Source organism: Pseudomonas sp. PA-7-1E (assembly GCF_021605325.1).
Taxonomy (GTDB): Bacteria; Pseudomonadota; Gammaproteobacteria; order Pseudomonadales; family Pseudomonadaceae; genus Aquipseudomonas; species Aquipseudomonas fluorescens_BV.
In genome coordinates this window covers 232189-245965 of the sequence record NZ_WKFA01000002.1, presented here as the reverse complement: position 1 = coordinate 245965, position 13777 = coordinate 232189, and the positions used below count along the sequence as shown (strand labels likewise).

Sequence of the window (13777 nt, the reverse complement as noted above, 5' to 3'; positions counted from 1 at the left end):
GGGAGGGATTCTTGCGTTACTACCGGGTTTGCGCACGAGATTCGAACGCAAGGAAAAAAGGTGGAGAGTCGATCTGTAAGCCGGGTTCTGTCTTGAACAGTCATTCGTCTACGATGGCCATCACTGGACATCTTTAGCAACCTACCCGGTCCCAGCGCGGGCCACGCCTTGGGACCCTATTTGGTCTTGCTCCAAGTGGGGTTTACCTAGCCACGAACTGTTGCCAGTCGTGCGGTGCGCTCTTACCGCACCTTTTCACCCTTACCGGCACCGAAGTGCTTAGGCGGTTATTTTCTGTGGCACTTTCCGTAGGCTCACGCCTCCCAGGCATTACCTGGCACTTCGCCCTATGGAGCCCGGACTTTCCTCCCCCCCCTAATTTTCATAGAGGGCAGCGACTGTCCAATCGACTCTCCGCCGCGCAGGTTAACGGCACGGCGGCTTGAGGACAAGTATTAAAAGTGCGGCATTGCCATCACGTTCAGACGAAATACAGATTTGCCCCAGGAACTATTCGGCCTTCTGCTTATCGAGCGCGACCTGATACAACACGTTCTTGCGCACGCCGGTAATTTCCGCTGCCAGGGCGGCGGCGCGCTTGAGTGGCATTTCCTTGAGCAACAAATCGAGGACGCGCATGGCCTCGCTGCCCACCGCATCTTCATTCTCCGGCGCGGTCCAGCCTGCTACCAGCACCACGCATTCACCACGTTGTTGATTGCTGTCGCCCTCGACAAACGCTCGCAGCTCCTCCAGCGGCAACCCCTTGAGGGTTTCGAAGGTCTTGGTCAACTCTCGGGCCAGCAAGGCCAGGCGCTCACCGCCGAACACCAGCTCCATGTCTTGCAGGCATTCAAGGATACGATGCGGAGCCTCATAGAAGATCAAGGTGCGCGGTTCTTCTTTAAGTGCCTGCAGACGCGCCCGACGCCCTACAGCCTTGGCGGGCAGGAAGCCTTCGAAGATAAAGCGGTCCGAGGGCAACCCGGCGGCCGATAATGCAGCAATCAGCGCGCAGGCTCCCGGAACAGGCACTACATTGATACCTGCGGCACGGGCCTGGCGGACCAAGTGGTAACCAGGATCGGAAATCAGGGGCGTGCCCGCGTCGGAAATCAGCGCGACGTCATCACCCGCCAAAAGACGTGTGATAAAGCGGCTACCCTCTTCACGTTCGTTGTGTTCGTGGCAGGCCGCTAATGGCGTGCTGATACCAAAATGCTGCATCAACCGTTGGGAGTGCCGCGTGTCTTCTGCCGCGATCAATTTCACCTCGCGCAACACTTTCAGCGCCCGGGCACTGATGTCGTCCAGGTTGCCAATGGGCGTCGCCACCACAAAAAGCGAGCCAGCAGTGGAATTCAAAAGACCTGGAGCAGTCAAAGCGCACACCTCGATGGTTGGCAAAAGCCACATTGTAGCGCGTAGACGCCTTGAAAATATGCCATCACGGCCGATGCCGTTTCAGCCACCATTAGCTAAACACAACATTTGCACGACCTAAATCCACGGTTTAACGCCATGAACATCGCGCCTGGGCCAGTGCTTGGGTACACTTCCACGCTAATTTGATCGGTATCAGGAACACTTACATGATCGCTTGCCTGCGGCTGCTCTCCGCCCTCTGCCTCGCTGCCTTGCTGGCTGCTTGCGCCAGTTCGCCCTCCTCCAGTCTTGGCGAACTGCCACGCACGCCCGATGCCAGTATCGAGCAACTGCTCGAACAGGCGACGAACGCCAAGACGCCAGAAAAAGCCGCGTTGCTGCGCCTGAGCGCGGCGGACCTGGCTTACCAGCAGAACAACCCCGGCCGCTCCTCGCAGATCCTTGCGCAAGTGCCCCTGGACGCCCTGAAGCCAGCCGCGCAAGTATTTGCCAGCACCCTGGCCGCAGAACTGGCCATGGGGCGCAACCAGCCCAAGGCGGCTTTGGCAGCGCTGAACCACCCCAGCCTGCAAAGCCTGAAGGAACTGCCGACCGACCAGCAGATCCGCACCGGTACCGTACATGCACGTGCCTATGAAGCCGATGGGCAGACCCTCGCCGCCGCTCGCGAGCGGGTGTCCATGGCGCCCCTGCTGACGGGTGAGGCTGCCAACAGCAACCACGAGGCCATCTGGGTATTGATTGCCGCGTTGCCAGCCGAACAGCTGCAAGCCACTGGCAACCCGACACTCGATGGCTGGATCACCCTGGCCCAGGCGGTCAAGGGCGCCGGTACGCTGGAGCAACAACAAGCCGCCATCGACACCTGGCGCGCACAGAACCCGGGCCACCCGGCTGCAGTGCAACTGCCAGCGCCGCTGACCAAGCTCAAGGAACTGGCCAGCCAGCCCCTGAACAAGATCGCCCTGCTGCTGCCGCAGGAAGGGCCGCTGGCGGCTGTGGGCAAAGCGCTGCGCGAAGGCTTCATGGCGGCTCACTACCAGGCTGAACAAGCCGGGCAGAAGCCACCGGTCATCGAGTTCTATGACAGCTCGCGCCTGGGCTCCCTCGACGACTTCTACGCCAAGGCCCAGGCCGCCGGCGTGCAACTGGTGGTCGGCCCGCTGGAAAAACCGCTGGTCAAGCAACTCAGCGCACGCCCGCAGCTGCCGATCACCACCCTCGCCCTGAACTACAGCGAGACCGATCAAGGCCCGGCGCAGTTGTTCCAGTTCGGCCTGGCCGCTGAAGACGAAGCCCGCGAAGTGTCGCGCCGTGCACGTGCCGACGGCCTGCACCGTGCCGCCGCCATGGTGCCCCGTGGCGAATGGGGCGAGCGCGTCTACAAAGCGTTCCGCCAGGATTGGGAAGCCAATGGCGGCACTGTCATGGGCGTTGAATATGTCGATCAGCCTGTTGCCCTGGCCCAGCAGATCGCCGATCTGTTCCAACTGCGCAAGAGCGAAGGCCGCGCCAAGAGCCTGCAAAGCACAGTAGGCACCGACGTAGCCGCCCAGCCTTCGCGTCGCCAGGACATCGAGTTCATCTTCCTGGCTGTCACGCCACAACTGGCCCAGCAGATCAAGCCGACCCTGAACTTCCAATACGCCGGCGATGTGCCGGTGTACGCAACCTCCCACGTGTTCAGTGCCAGCGGTGACCGTAACCAGTACCTGGACATGACCAACGTGATGTTCTGCGAAACCCCCTGGTTGCTCAACACCACCGACCCACTGCGCAACCAGGTTGCGGCGCAATGGCCGCAAGCCAATGGCAGCCTGGGCCGCCTCTACGCAATGGGCGTCGATGCCTACCGCCTGGCACCACGCCTGGGCCAGCTCAAGGCACTGCCTGACACCCGTGTCGACGGCCTCTCGGGCAACCTGGGCATCAGCGCCAACCAGCGCGTGGACCGCCAGATGCCGTGGGCGAAGTTCGTCGGCGGCGAAATACAGCGCCTGCCCGATACCCCACGCTGATGCCCCAGCGGTCCAGCGCACAAAGCGGCAAGGATGCCGAACTGCATGCGCTCGATTACCTGCAACAACAGGGTCTGCGCCTTCTGGCGCAGAACTGGTTATGTAAACGCGGCGAGCTTGATCTGGTCATGCTTGACGGCGATACAGTAGTATTCGTCGAAGTCCGCTACAGAAAACACGCACAATGGGGTGGCGCGCTCGCCAGTATCGACGAGCGCAAGCGTCAAAAGCTGATACTCGCTGCGCAGTTTTTCCTGCAAAAAGAGCATCACTGGGCTGACCGCCCCTGCCGTTTCGATGTGGTTGCCATGGAAAGCACCCCGTCAGGCACAGCTGATCTGACCTGGCTTAAAAATGCCTTCGACAGCTGATTCGCCGGGCACCCTCACCACTCACTTTTGCTCTTTGCATTGCGGGCTGCACATTACCTGTGCCAAACAGCCGCGCTACTTAAGGTCACACAGATGGACATGCAATCCCGAATTCGCCAGCTTTTCCAGGCCAGCATCGACACCAAGCAACAGGCGATGGACGTACTTGCACCGCACATCGAGCAAGCCAGTCAGGTCATGGTCAATGCCTTGCTCAACGAAGGCAAAATGCTTTCGTGCGGCAACGGTGGTTCGGCCGGCGATGCCCAGCATTTTTCCTCCGAGCTGCTCAACCGTTTCGAACGCGAGCGCCCGAGCCTGCCGGCCATTGCATTGACCACCGACTCGTCGACGATCACTTCGATCGCCAACGACTACAGCTACAACGAAATCTTCTCCAAGCAGATCCGCGCCCTAGGCCAGCCGGGCGATGTATTGCTGGCGATTTCCACTAGCGGCAACTCGGCGAATATTATTCAAGCGATCCAGGCCGCACATGATCGCGAAATGATTGTCGTAGCCTTGACCGGTCGCGACGGCGGCGGCATGGCTTCGCTGCTGCTGCCCGAGGACGTGGAGATTCGCGTCCCGGCCAATGTCACTGCACGTATCCAAGAAGTTCATCTGCTGGCGATCCACTGCCTGTGCGATCTGATCGACAGCCAACTGTTCGGGAGTGAAGAATGACCGTTAATCGCCTCAGTCTTTTGGCCATTACGCTGTGCGTCGCCATCAGCGGCTGCAGCTCGGCTATCACCGCTACACGGGACACCCCTATTCAGGACGACCGGGGCACGCGCACCTTCGGCAGCACCATTGATGATTCGCTGATCGAAACCAAGGTTAAGGTCAACGTCGCCAAGGCTGCTAACGACCTGGGCAACGGTGCCTCGCGCATCGTGGTGACCAGCTTCAACGGCGTGGTCCTGCTGGCAGGCCAAACACCCCGCGCCGATCTCAAGGCCCAGGCCGAGCAAGCCGCTGCCGGCGTGCAACGCGTCAAGAAGGTCCACAACGAACTGCAGGTCATGGACCCGATCACTCTGCTGGCCATCAGCAACGATGCCTTGCTGACCACCAAGATCAAGGCCCAGATGCTGACCGACAGTGCAGTGCCAGGCTCGCGAATCAAGATCGTCACCGATAACGGCATCGTCTACATGATGGGCCTGCTGACCCAGGCAGAAGCCACCCGCGCCGCCAACCTGGTGCAAGGTGTGTCGGGCGTACAGAAGATCGTCAAGGTATTCGAATACATCGACTGATGTAGATCGAAGCTGCCTGATCGTTCCCACGCTCCGCGTGGGAACGCATCCCGTGACGCTCCGCGTCACCGCACAAGCTTCAGCTTTTGCGCCAAGAATGGGACGCGGAGCGTCCGAGCGGGCATTCCCACGCAGAGCGTGGGAACGATCAAAAAAGGGCGCCGTGCATTGACTGCACGGCGCCCTTTTTAGTGCCCAGGGTTTACTGGTATTGCTGGTACGGATTGCCCTGGAACTGGTTGTTCTGCTGTGGTGCCTGCTGCTGACCAGGCTGGCCGTATTGCTGGCCAGGGATCGGGCCGAGGTTGACTTCGACGCGACGGTTCTGGGCACGGCCATTCACGTCGGCGTTGCTGGCAATGATCGTTCCCACGCTCTGCGTGGGAACGCATCCCGTGACGCTCCGCGTCACCGCACAAGCCTCGACTTTTGCGCCATCAGTGGGACGCGGAGCGTCCGAGCGGGCATTCCCACGCAGAGCGTGAGAACGATCAAAAAAGGGCGCCGTGCATTGACTGCACGGCGCCCTTTTTAGTGCCCAGGGTTTACTGGTATTGCTGGTACGGATTGCCCTGGAACTGGTTGTTCTGCTGTGGCGCCTGCTGCTGACCAGGCTGGCCGTATTGCTGGCCAGGGATCGGGCCGAGGTTGACTTCGACGCGACGGTTCTGCGCACGGCCATTCACGTCGGCGTTGCTGGCAATCGGGTTATCCGGGCCGGCACCGCGTGCGCTCAGGTTGGCACCATTGACGCCTTGGGAGGTCAGGTAGTTGGCCACGCTCTGCGCACGGCGCTGGGACAGGTCCATATTCAGTTGGCGGCTACCGGTGCTGTCGGTGTAGCCAACGATCTGGATGGTGTTCTGGTTGAACTGCTTGAGAGAGTTGGCCAGGTTGTTCAGCGGCTGGTAGAAGCTGCTGGAGATCGCGTCCGAGTTGGTGGCGAAGGTAATGTTGCCCGGCATGATCAGCTTGATCTGGTCACCCTGGCGCTGCACCTCGACCCCGGTGTTCGCCATGCTTTCACGCAGCTCTTTCTCTTGCTGGTCGGCGTAGTAGCCATAGCCCGCCGCACCGGCACCCGCAACGACTGCGCCAATCAGCGCGCCCTTGCCACGGTTGTTATGGTCGATGGCCGCACCGGCCAATGCACCAGCCAGTGCACCGAGGCCGCCGTACTTGGCGGTTTTGCTCATGCCGCTTTCGGAACCATTGCTGGCCTGTCCCTGGCTGCCGTCATAAGGGTTAGGTGAAGCGCAGCCAGACAACAGGGCTACGGCGGTAGCGACAACAAGCAGACGACGCGGAGTGAACATGAAGGAAGCTCCTACTTTTGCATTCTGTGATGCAGAGGACATTGGCAATGGACCTGTGCCGAGTTTGGAACGCGACAAACGGCAAAAATTCCGTGGAGGGTGCGTAAAGCATAGCTGTGTTTGGCTCGGGCCTGTGTCTGTGTGTCTGTACCGCTTTGTATCAGAGCCGACAACCCATCACGCACGCACGAAAGGATTCTCCCGCATCTCATCGCCCAGCAACGTATCCGGCCCATGCCCAGTGACCACCGTCGCGCCCTCGTCCAGCGTATACAAGCGCTGCTTGATCGACCGCACGATCGTCGCCTGGTCGCCGCCCCATAAGTCCGTGCGCCCTACGCCGCGACGAAACAAGGTATCGCCGGCGATCAACAGCTTGGCCTCGGCGAACCAGAAACTCATCGAGCCCGGCGTATGCCCTGGGGTGTGCAAGGCTACGCCACAGCCGCAGGCCAGTTCTTCGTCATGCTCCAGCCAGCGATCCGGCGACGGTACCGGGACGTAGGGCACGCGAAACATCTGGCATTGCATTTCCAGGTTGTCCCATAGAAATTGATCATCTTTGTGCAGATGCAGCGTGGCGCCGGTCTTTTCTTTCAATTGGCCGGAGGCGAGGAAATGATCGAGGTGAGCATGGGTGTGGATAATGCTCACCACCTTCAGGCCCAGCGCATCAAGGCGCGCCAGGATCAACTCGTGATTGCCACCGGGGTCGACTACGATGGCTTTTTTAGTGATCGGGTCGCCAATGATGGTGCAGTTGCACTGCAACGGGCCGACGGGAAAGGTTTCGCGAATCAACGGTTGTTTTTCAATAGTCATGGGTGTCCTGCAAGCTCTCTGGCGCGTTCCAAGTGCAGTATGGTGTAGCTTGGCCCTGCTCTGGAAGGAGTCGATTACGCGGTCCATCCGCTGCTAAGCTACGCAAGCGCCATTGAAATCCCCTGCTGCAGTCAGTCGCATTTGGAGCAACACCCATGGCGAATCAACAGATCATCTGCGAACACTGCGACTGCGTGTACGAGAAAGTCACGCTCGCCAAACATCAAAAAGCCCTGTGTGTGCGTTGTTCTGGCGTGCTGCAGCGCTATAACGGCCTGTCGGTGCAGCAACGCCTCGCCCTGACGGTGACCGCCGCAGTGCTGTGGACCTTTGCGAACTTTTATCCGGTGATGAGCATCAGCCTGCAGGGCTTGAAAAACAGCGCCACGCTCTGGGATTCAGTCGTTGCATTGAGCCTGGGGCCGATTACGTTCATTGCTTTGGTCGCGGCGATTTCCATCATTATCGCGCCGGTGTTTCAGCTGCTGTTGCTGATCTGGGTGCTGAGTTTCGCGTTGGCCGGCAAGCGCTCGCCGGCATTCAAGCTGTGCATGCGCTGGCTCGAAGCACTCCGGCCCTGGAGCATGCTGGAGGTGTGCCTGCTGGGCGCGATGGTCGCGGTCTTCAAGCTGGCCGGCATGCTGGATGTGATCCCTGGCACCGGCCTGTTCGCCTTGGCCGCCCTGAGCCTGTTGCTGATCCGCATTGCCGGGCGCGATGTACGCGACCTGTGGGACACCGTATGAATTCACCGCCCACCGCCCGCGAGCTGAATCTGTGCCTGTGCCATACCTGCGGCCAGCCCTGCGACATGCGCCTTGAGCCCACCGAGTGCGATCGCTGTGGCGCCGCACTGCATCGGCGCAAGGTGCAGTCCCTGACCCGAACCTGGGCCTACATGCTCACCGCCCTCGCCTTTTATGTCCCGGCCAACTTACTGCCGGTGATGAACACCACCATGCTCGGCTCGGGCGCAGACAGCACCATCATGAGTGGCGTGCTGGAGTTCTGGCAGCATGGCGCCTGGGACATTGCGCTGATCATTTTCATCGCCAGCATTGCCGTGCCGGGTATCAAGTTCCTGTCGCTGGGGCTGCTGCTGGTCACCGTGCAGCGCAATAGCCAGTGGGCGCGCAAGGAGCGTTCAAAGCTGTTTCGGTTTATCGAACTGATCGGCTACTGGTCGATGCTCGATGTCATCGTGGTTGCCCTGGTGGCCGCGCTGGTGAAGTTTCAAGCCCTGGGCACGATCGAACCGCGCCTGGGCATTCTGTTTTTTGGCCTGGTGGTCGTGTTTACGATGCTGGCGGCCATGAGTTTTGATCCCCGGCTAATCTGGGAAAATCCACATAACGAGGAGACCTCGGATGAGCTCATCCAAGGCTGACACCCCTGCGGGGCAACCCCTGATCAAGACGCGTCGCTTCAGTGTCTCGCTGGTCTGGATCGTGCCGATTGTCGCCGTACTGGTGGGGATCTCGCTGGTGATTCACAGCGTCATGCAACAAGGGCCGACCATCGTCCTCAACTTCAAGACCGGCAGCGGGCTGGTTGCCAACAAAACCGAGGTCAAATACCGCAACGTGGTGATCGGCCAGGTAACCGCCGTGGCCCTGAGTGATGACCAGAAAAGCGTCAATGCCACCGTCGAACTGGTCAAACAGGCCGAAAGCTTCACCCGCGAAGATTCGAAATTCTGGGTGGTGCGCCCGCGTATCGGCGCAGGCGGCGTGTCGGGCATCGACACGTTGTTGTCCGGCGACTACATCGGCGCAGACATTGGCCAGTCCGAGACTCGCGCCAAACACTTCACCGGCTTGGAAAACCCGCCGCCCATCACCTACGGCGAGCCGGGCAAGCGCTTCACCCTGCACACCCAGGCCTTGGGCTCCCTGGATATCGGCTCCCCCGTCTATTACCGCAAGATCCCGGTGGGCCAGGTAGTGGCCTATGAGCTGGACAACGAGGGCAAGGGCGTGAATGTCGAAATCTTTGTGCATGCGCCCAATGATGTGTACATCACTGAGAACACGCGTTTCTGGAATGCCAGCGGCGTCGACTTGAGCGTCGGTGCCAATGGCTTCGCGCTGAAAACCGAATCCTTGTCCTCCATGTTGATGGGCGGGATCGCCTTCCAGGCGCCGCCCTACAACCCCAATGACAAACCGGCCGAAGAAAGTCGCAGCTTTGAATTGTTCGAAGACCAGCAAAGCGCCCTCGCCCCGCCCAACGGCAAGGGGCAATACATGGTTCTGCGCTTCGATCAGGCCCTGCGTGGGCTGAAAGTCGACGCGCCGGTGGAGTTCCTCGGCGTCGAGTTCGGCAGGGTTGTATCGATCAACCTGGATTTCGATGCGAAGAAACGCACCTTCCCGGTCAATGTCGGCATCGTGATCTACCCGCAACTGCTCGGCGAGGCCCACACCAAGTTGCTCAAGGCCATGAACAATAACCCTGACGATGAGGCAGCCGGCGTACGCCTGATCGGCACCTTCATCGAAAACGGCCTGCGCGCCCAGGCCCGCAGCGGTAACTTGCTGACCGGCCAGCTGTACATCGCCCTGGACTTCTACCCCAAGGCCGAGAAAGTCGCGTTCGACCCGAACCAGCGCCCCGTGGGCATCCCCACGATCCCGGGCAACCTGGAACAACTGCAAGAGAAGTTCGAAGGCATCGTCAACAAGATCAGCCAACTGCCTGTCGAGCGCATTGCCGGCAACCTCGACGCCAGCCTGGTCGAACTGCGCAAGGGCCTGGCGCAATTCAACGCCAAGACGCTGCCGGGTGTGCAGACGACCTTGGCCGACGTGAGCAAGACCCTGCAATCGGCCAGTTCAACCCTGGCCGAAGACTCGCCGCAGCGTGAACAACTGACCCAGACCCTCGACGAGTTGGGGCGCATGTCGCGCTCCCTGCGCGAGCTTTCGGATTACCTGGGCCGGCATCCGGAGTCGCTGATTCGCGGCCGCCCCGATAACGCCGCACCGACGGACCTGCAAGGGCCACCCCGCAAATGACCATTGGAGCCGCCATGACATTGCCGTTGAAGATCACGTTGCTGAGCACCCTGCTGCTGCTCGGTGCCTGCCGCAGTGAACCCATCGCTTTTCATACCCTGACCCCGGCGCACTTGAGCCCGAGTACGCGAGCAGAGGCCGGCGGTGTGCGCATTGAGAGCATCAGCGTGCCGCCTCAGGTCGACCGCGCGCAGATCGTGATCCGCCAGGGCGACAGCGGCCTGGCGATTCTTGAAACCCAGTGGTGGGCCGCCACCCTCGCCGATGAACTGAGGAGCGCCTTGGTGGATCAATTAGCCAACAGCAATGCCCGGCAAGCCGTGGCTTTGCGCGTAGACGTGCAGCGGTTTGACTCGGTACCGGGGCAGTACGCATTGCTCGATGTGCGCTGGCGCGTGAGGCAAGTCAATGGCGATCGCCCGGCCTTGACCTGCCGCACCACCTTGCAATCACCTGCCGGGCCGAGCATCGACGAGTTGGTGGTGGCGCATCAGAACAACCTCAAGCGTTTCGCGGCGCTGATCAATCAGACCGTCGACACCTCACTCAAAGGCTGCCCGACCACGCCATAAACCCAGGGCTCAGGCCAACAACCCCATGGCCTTGGCCCGCGCCACCGCCTGGGTACGACGCTCCACGCCGAGCTTGCTGTTGATATGGCTGGCGTGGGTCTTCACCGTGTGCAGGGAGATGAACAGCTGGTTGCTGATTTCCTGGTTTGAACAGCCTTGGGCAATCAGTTGCAGCACCGCCAGCTCTCGAGTGCTGAGGGTTTCCTGTTGAGGTGTGGCTTCAACTGCGCTGGCTTGGGGCAGCAACGCCAGCAAGCTCTGATTGAGCAGCCCATGGGAATCCTTGCCCAACTGATCGCGTATCCACTGCGGATAACCCTCCAACAACCGTTGAAACGGCTGCAACGCACCGCCCGAACCGGCTTCCAGGGCACGGGCGAATACCGGCCGGGCCTTGGCTTCCAGGCCATTATCCAGAAGTAACTGCACCTGCTGGACCAGCGCCATCAGGGCAATCATCTGGCGCCCACTGTCATGGGCCTGTTGGGCCAACGCTTCCAGGCGTTGCAGCGCGCTGTCGGGCTGATGGCGCGTGGCATCGAGCGCAGCTTGTTGCAGCTCGATATGTTGCGGCAGGTGCGGATGAAACTCGGGGGCCGCCGCGGCGTGCTCGCCGTTGTAGGTCTGCCCCAGGCGGGCCAGCCAGGCGTCGGCCAGGTCAGTGCGCCCCTGGGCCAGCCACAACTCGCATTTGATCAGGGTGATCATCGCCAGGTAATAGATCGGCGGCACATCCCAGATGTGCATCAAGCGCTCGGCCTCGGCCAGTTCGGCAAAAGCATTGGCAAACTCCCTACGCCGCCCTTCGAAGCTGGCGATGACGCAGTGCCCGATCAGCACGCTGATATCGCGGCAGGCACGGGCCTCGGCCAGGCCGGCGCGCAAACGCGCCAGGCCGGCCTCGGGCTGGTAACGCACCAGCAGCAGGTAGCCTTCGTACAGCGACAGGCGCGCGCGCACGGCATATAGGCGTTGGGAGGCGAGCCCATGCAAGCGCTCCAGGCCCTGACGGACTTCATCCAGGGAACGCAGGATCTCCCCCCGCGCCTGCAGTACCCGGGCCCGGTCGTAATGGGCCAAGGCTTCAAACAAGGGGTTACCGACGCGCTGCGCCAGTTCCAACGATTCGCGGTTCAGGCCACGGGCGCGCCACAGGTCGGCATCGACGATCGCCAGGTTGGACAGGGTCGAAAGGCACATCAGGCGCTGGCCGTAACGCTTTTGCGGCAGGCTTTCCAACGCCTCTTGGCAATAGCGCTGGGTCAGCTCACGGTTCCCACGCCCACGGGCAATAATCCCGCTCAGCGCCAACCACTGGGCCAACATGGATTTTTGCGCGGTGGCCGACGGGGCAGGCAGGAAGCGGCTGAGGTAACTGGACAGCTCCTGTGCCGCATCCAATTGGCACGCCAGCCCCAACGCCCAGCTATACAGCACGATCAAACGTGGCGTGCTGATCAGCAGGCTGTCGGGCAAATCCATCTTCCAACGCAACAGCATGCCCACATTCTGCTCTGCCAGCAGTTGCTCTTCGGACAGGTTCTGCACCAGGTTCGCCGCCACATCCAGATGCCCGGCCCGCAGCGCCTGCTCCACCGCCTCGTCGATCAAGCCCTGGGCGTTAAACCAGCGACAGGCGCGCAAGTGCAAACTGGCCGGCGGCAAGGTGGCGCTTTTCTCGCGGCGGGTGCGCAGCAGGTCGGAGAACAAGTGGTGGTAGCGGTACCAATGGCCCTGCTCATCCAACGGCACCAGGAACACTTGATGAGCCTGCAAATAGCGCAGGATTTCTGCGCTGTCATGGGCCTCGCGGACGGCGTCGCATAGTTCGCTGCAAAAGCGCTCCTGAGGTGCGGTGTCGTACAGGAACGCTTGCACCTCCGCAGGCAGGCAGTCGATGACTTCTTCGAGCAGGTAATCGCGAATCAGACCCTCGCCACCGTGCAGGCTTTGCGGCAAGGCGCTCTCACTGCCGGCTTCGGAGGCCGCCAACAGCCAGAAGCGCAGGCCGGCGACCCAGCCCTCGCTACGGCGGATCAGGTTTTCCAACGCCTCGCCGCGCAATGCATCGCCGTGTCCATCCAGCACCGCCAGGGACTCGTCATGGGTCAGGCGCAGGTCTTGCTCATGCAGTTCCAACAGGTGCCGCGACAGGCGCAGGCGTGCCAGGTGCCAGTCCGGACGCTGCCGGCTGGTGACCAGCACCACTAGGCCATCAGGCAAATGATTGAGAAAAAACTGCAGGCAGCGATCCAGCACCGGGCCTTGGGCCAGGTGATAGTCATCCAGCACCAGCAATAACGGCGAACGTGCAGACAGGTGCACTGCCAGTTCGTCGAGCAGGCCATCGAGCCATTCTTCGAAGGCAAAGGGTTGGTGACGCTGGCGCATTTTCAGCAACCCCAGGGATTGGGCGCCGAGTTGCGGGAAATACTGTTGCAAGCCGTCGAGCAGCCGCTCCAGGAAACGGCCGGGGTCGCTGTCCCGAGGGCTCAGGCCCAACCACAGGCTTTGCCACTGGGCAGGCAAGCCCTGGCAGAACTCCACCGCCAACGAACTCTTGCCAAACCCCGCGGGCGCGCTGACCAGCAACAGTCGCCCATCAAGGCCCGCATTCAGCCGTTCGCACAGGCGCGGGCGCAGCACGTAGCCGTCAGGCAGCGGGGGCCGGTAGAAGCGGCCTTCCAGGGTCGGCATCACCACACTGGCAGGCCCATGGGTTCGGGACAGATCAGTCATCGCCGGGCTCTTGTAGAAGGCTGTTGTCGGCATTGCAGATGTCCGCAGACTAGCGGTAAAAGCGGCGGGATTGTAGATCTTTGCAACAAATGGCTGAAAAAGAACTGCGACAAGAAATATCCCGTCCAGCCTCCGGGAAAGAAGTAGGAGCGAGCTTGCTCGCGAAGCGCTCAAAAACAACGCGCCCATCCAGGAATGATCGTTCCCACGCTCTGCGTAGGAATACAGACTTCGACGCTGCGCGTCGACTTTTGAGGCGTGACGCAGAGCG

The 13777-nt window shown here is 61.1% G+C and carries 12 protein-coding genes, 1 other RNA gene and 1 pseudogene; 8 read left to right on the top strand and 6 right to left on the bottom strand.

Features of this window, described 5'->3' with window-relative positions; all coding sequences use genetic code 11:
* Positions 1–60: 60 nt before the first annotated feature.
* Together rnpB and rsmI are read right to left on the bottom strand one after the other, a co-directional pair.
* Positions 61–414: RNase P RNA component class A (gene rnpB, locus GIW79_RS02480), an RNA gene on the bottom strand.
* Between the two features lie 96 nt (positions 415–510).
* On the bottom strand, positions 511–1416 hold the full coding sequence (rsmI, locus tag GIW79_RS02475; RefSeq protein ID WP_087149550.1) for a 16S rRNA (cytidine(1402)-2'-O)-methyltransferase: 906 nt from the start codon (positions 1414–1416) through the stop codon (positions 511–513).
* Between the two features lie 176 nt (positions 1417–1592).
* On the opposite strand from rsmI, the gene GIW79_RS02470 reads away from it, so the two are divergent.
* From GIW79_RS02470 to GIW79_RS02455, 4 genes are all read left to right on the top strand, one after another.
* Complete coding sequence (locus tag GIW79_RS02470; protein WP_054919296.1) at positions 1593–3404, top strand: penicillin-binding protein activator; 1812 nt, start codon at positions 1593–1595, stop codon at positions 3402–3404.
* Positions 3404–3775, top strand: coding sequence for a YraN family protein (locus GIW79_RS02465; RefSeq protein ID WP_054898902.1), 372 nt, complete (start codon positions 3404–3406; stop codon positions 3773–3775). The genes GIW79_RS02470 and GIW79_RS02465 overlap by 1 nt, the downstream gene beginning before the upstream one ends.
* A 93-nt stretch (positions 3776–3868) precedes the next feature.
* Positions 3869–4462: a phosphoheptose isomerase gene (locus tag GIW79_RS02460; RefSeq protein WP_007904374.1), complete on the top strand. Its 594-nt coding sequence runs from the start codon at positions 3869–3871 to the stop codon at positions 4460–4462.
* Positions 4459–5040: a BON domain-containing protein gene (locus GIW79_RS02455; protein ID WP_236453929.1), complete on the top strand. Its 582-nt coding sequence runs from the start codon at positions 4459–4461 to the stop codon at positions 5038–5040. Before GIW79_RS02460 ends, GIW79_RS02455 begins: the two co-directional genes overlap by 4 nt.
* 202 nt (positions 5041–5242) lie before the next feature.
* Here GIW79_RS02455 and GIW79_RS02450 read toward each other — a convergent pair.
* The 3 genes and pseudogenes from GIW79_RS02450 to GIW79_RS02440 all read right to left on the bottom strand — a co-directional run.
* Positions 5243–5401, bottom strand: a pseudogene (locus tag GIW79_RS02450) (cell envelope biogenesis protein OmpA); the annotation flags it as partial.
* Positions 5402–5585: 184 nt separating this feature from the next.
* Positions 5586–6356 carry an OmpA family protein gene (locus GIW79_RS02445; protein WP_236453926.1) on the bottom strand — a complete coding sequence of 257 codons (771 nt, stop codon included), beginning with the start codon at positions 6354–6356 and terminating at the stop codon, positions 5586–5588.
* 177 nt (positions 6357–6533) lie between these two features.
* On the bottom strand, positions 6534–7178 hold the full coding sequence (locus GIW79_RS02440; protein ID WP_236453923.1) for an MBL fold metallo-hydrolase: 645 nt from the start codon (positions 7176–7178) through the stop codon (positions 6534–6536).
* A gap of 155 nt (positions 7179–7333) precedes the next feature.
* Here GIW79_RS02440 and GIW79_RS02435 point away from each other — a divergent pair, with 155 nt between their 5' ends.
* The 4 genes from GIW79_RS02435 to GIW79_RS02420 are packed head-to-tail and all read left to right on the top strand — an operon-like array spanning position 7334 to position 10767.
* Entirely contained in the window at positions 7334–7924 is a 591-nt protein-coding gene (locus GIW79_RS02435; protein WP_057976879.1) for a paraquat-inducible protein A, read from the top strand.
* A complete protein-coding gene (locus GIW79_RS02430; RefSeq protein ID WP_014716963.1) occupies positions 7921–8565 on the top strand; it encodes a paraquat-inducible protein A in 645 nt (214 codons plus the stop codon). The genes GIW79_RS02435 and GIW79_RS02430 overlap by 4 nt, the downstream gene beginning before the upstream one ends.
* The gene (locus GIW79_RS02425; RefSeq protein WP_236453920.1) at positions 8546–10195 is read left to right on the top strand and encodes a PqiB family protein; all 1650 of its coding nucleotides are present in this window, start codon (positions 8546–8548) and stop codon (positions 10193–10195) included. The genes GIW79_RS02430 and GIW79_RS02425 overlap by 20 nt, the downstream gene beginning before the upstream one ends.
* 14 nt (positions 10196–10209) lie before the next feature.
* Positions 10210–10767, top strand: coding sequence for a PqiC family protein (locus tag GIW79_RS02420; protein ID WP_057976877.1), 558 nt, complete (start codon positions 10210–10212; stop codon positions 10765–10767).
* Positions 10768–10776: 9 nt separating this feature from the next.
* On the opposite strand, the gene GIW79_RS02415 is transcribed toward GIW79_RS02420, so the two are convergent.
* A complete protein-coding gene (locus GIW79_RS02415) occupies positions 10777–13506 on the bottom strand; it encodes a LuxR C-terminal-related transcriptional regulator (protein WP_236453958.1) in 2730 nt (909 codons plus the stop codon).
* Positions 13507–13777 lie beyond the last annotated feature (271 nt).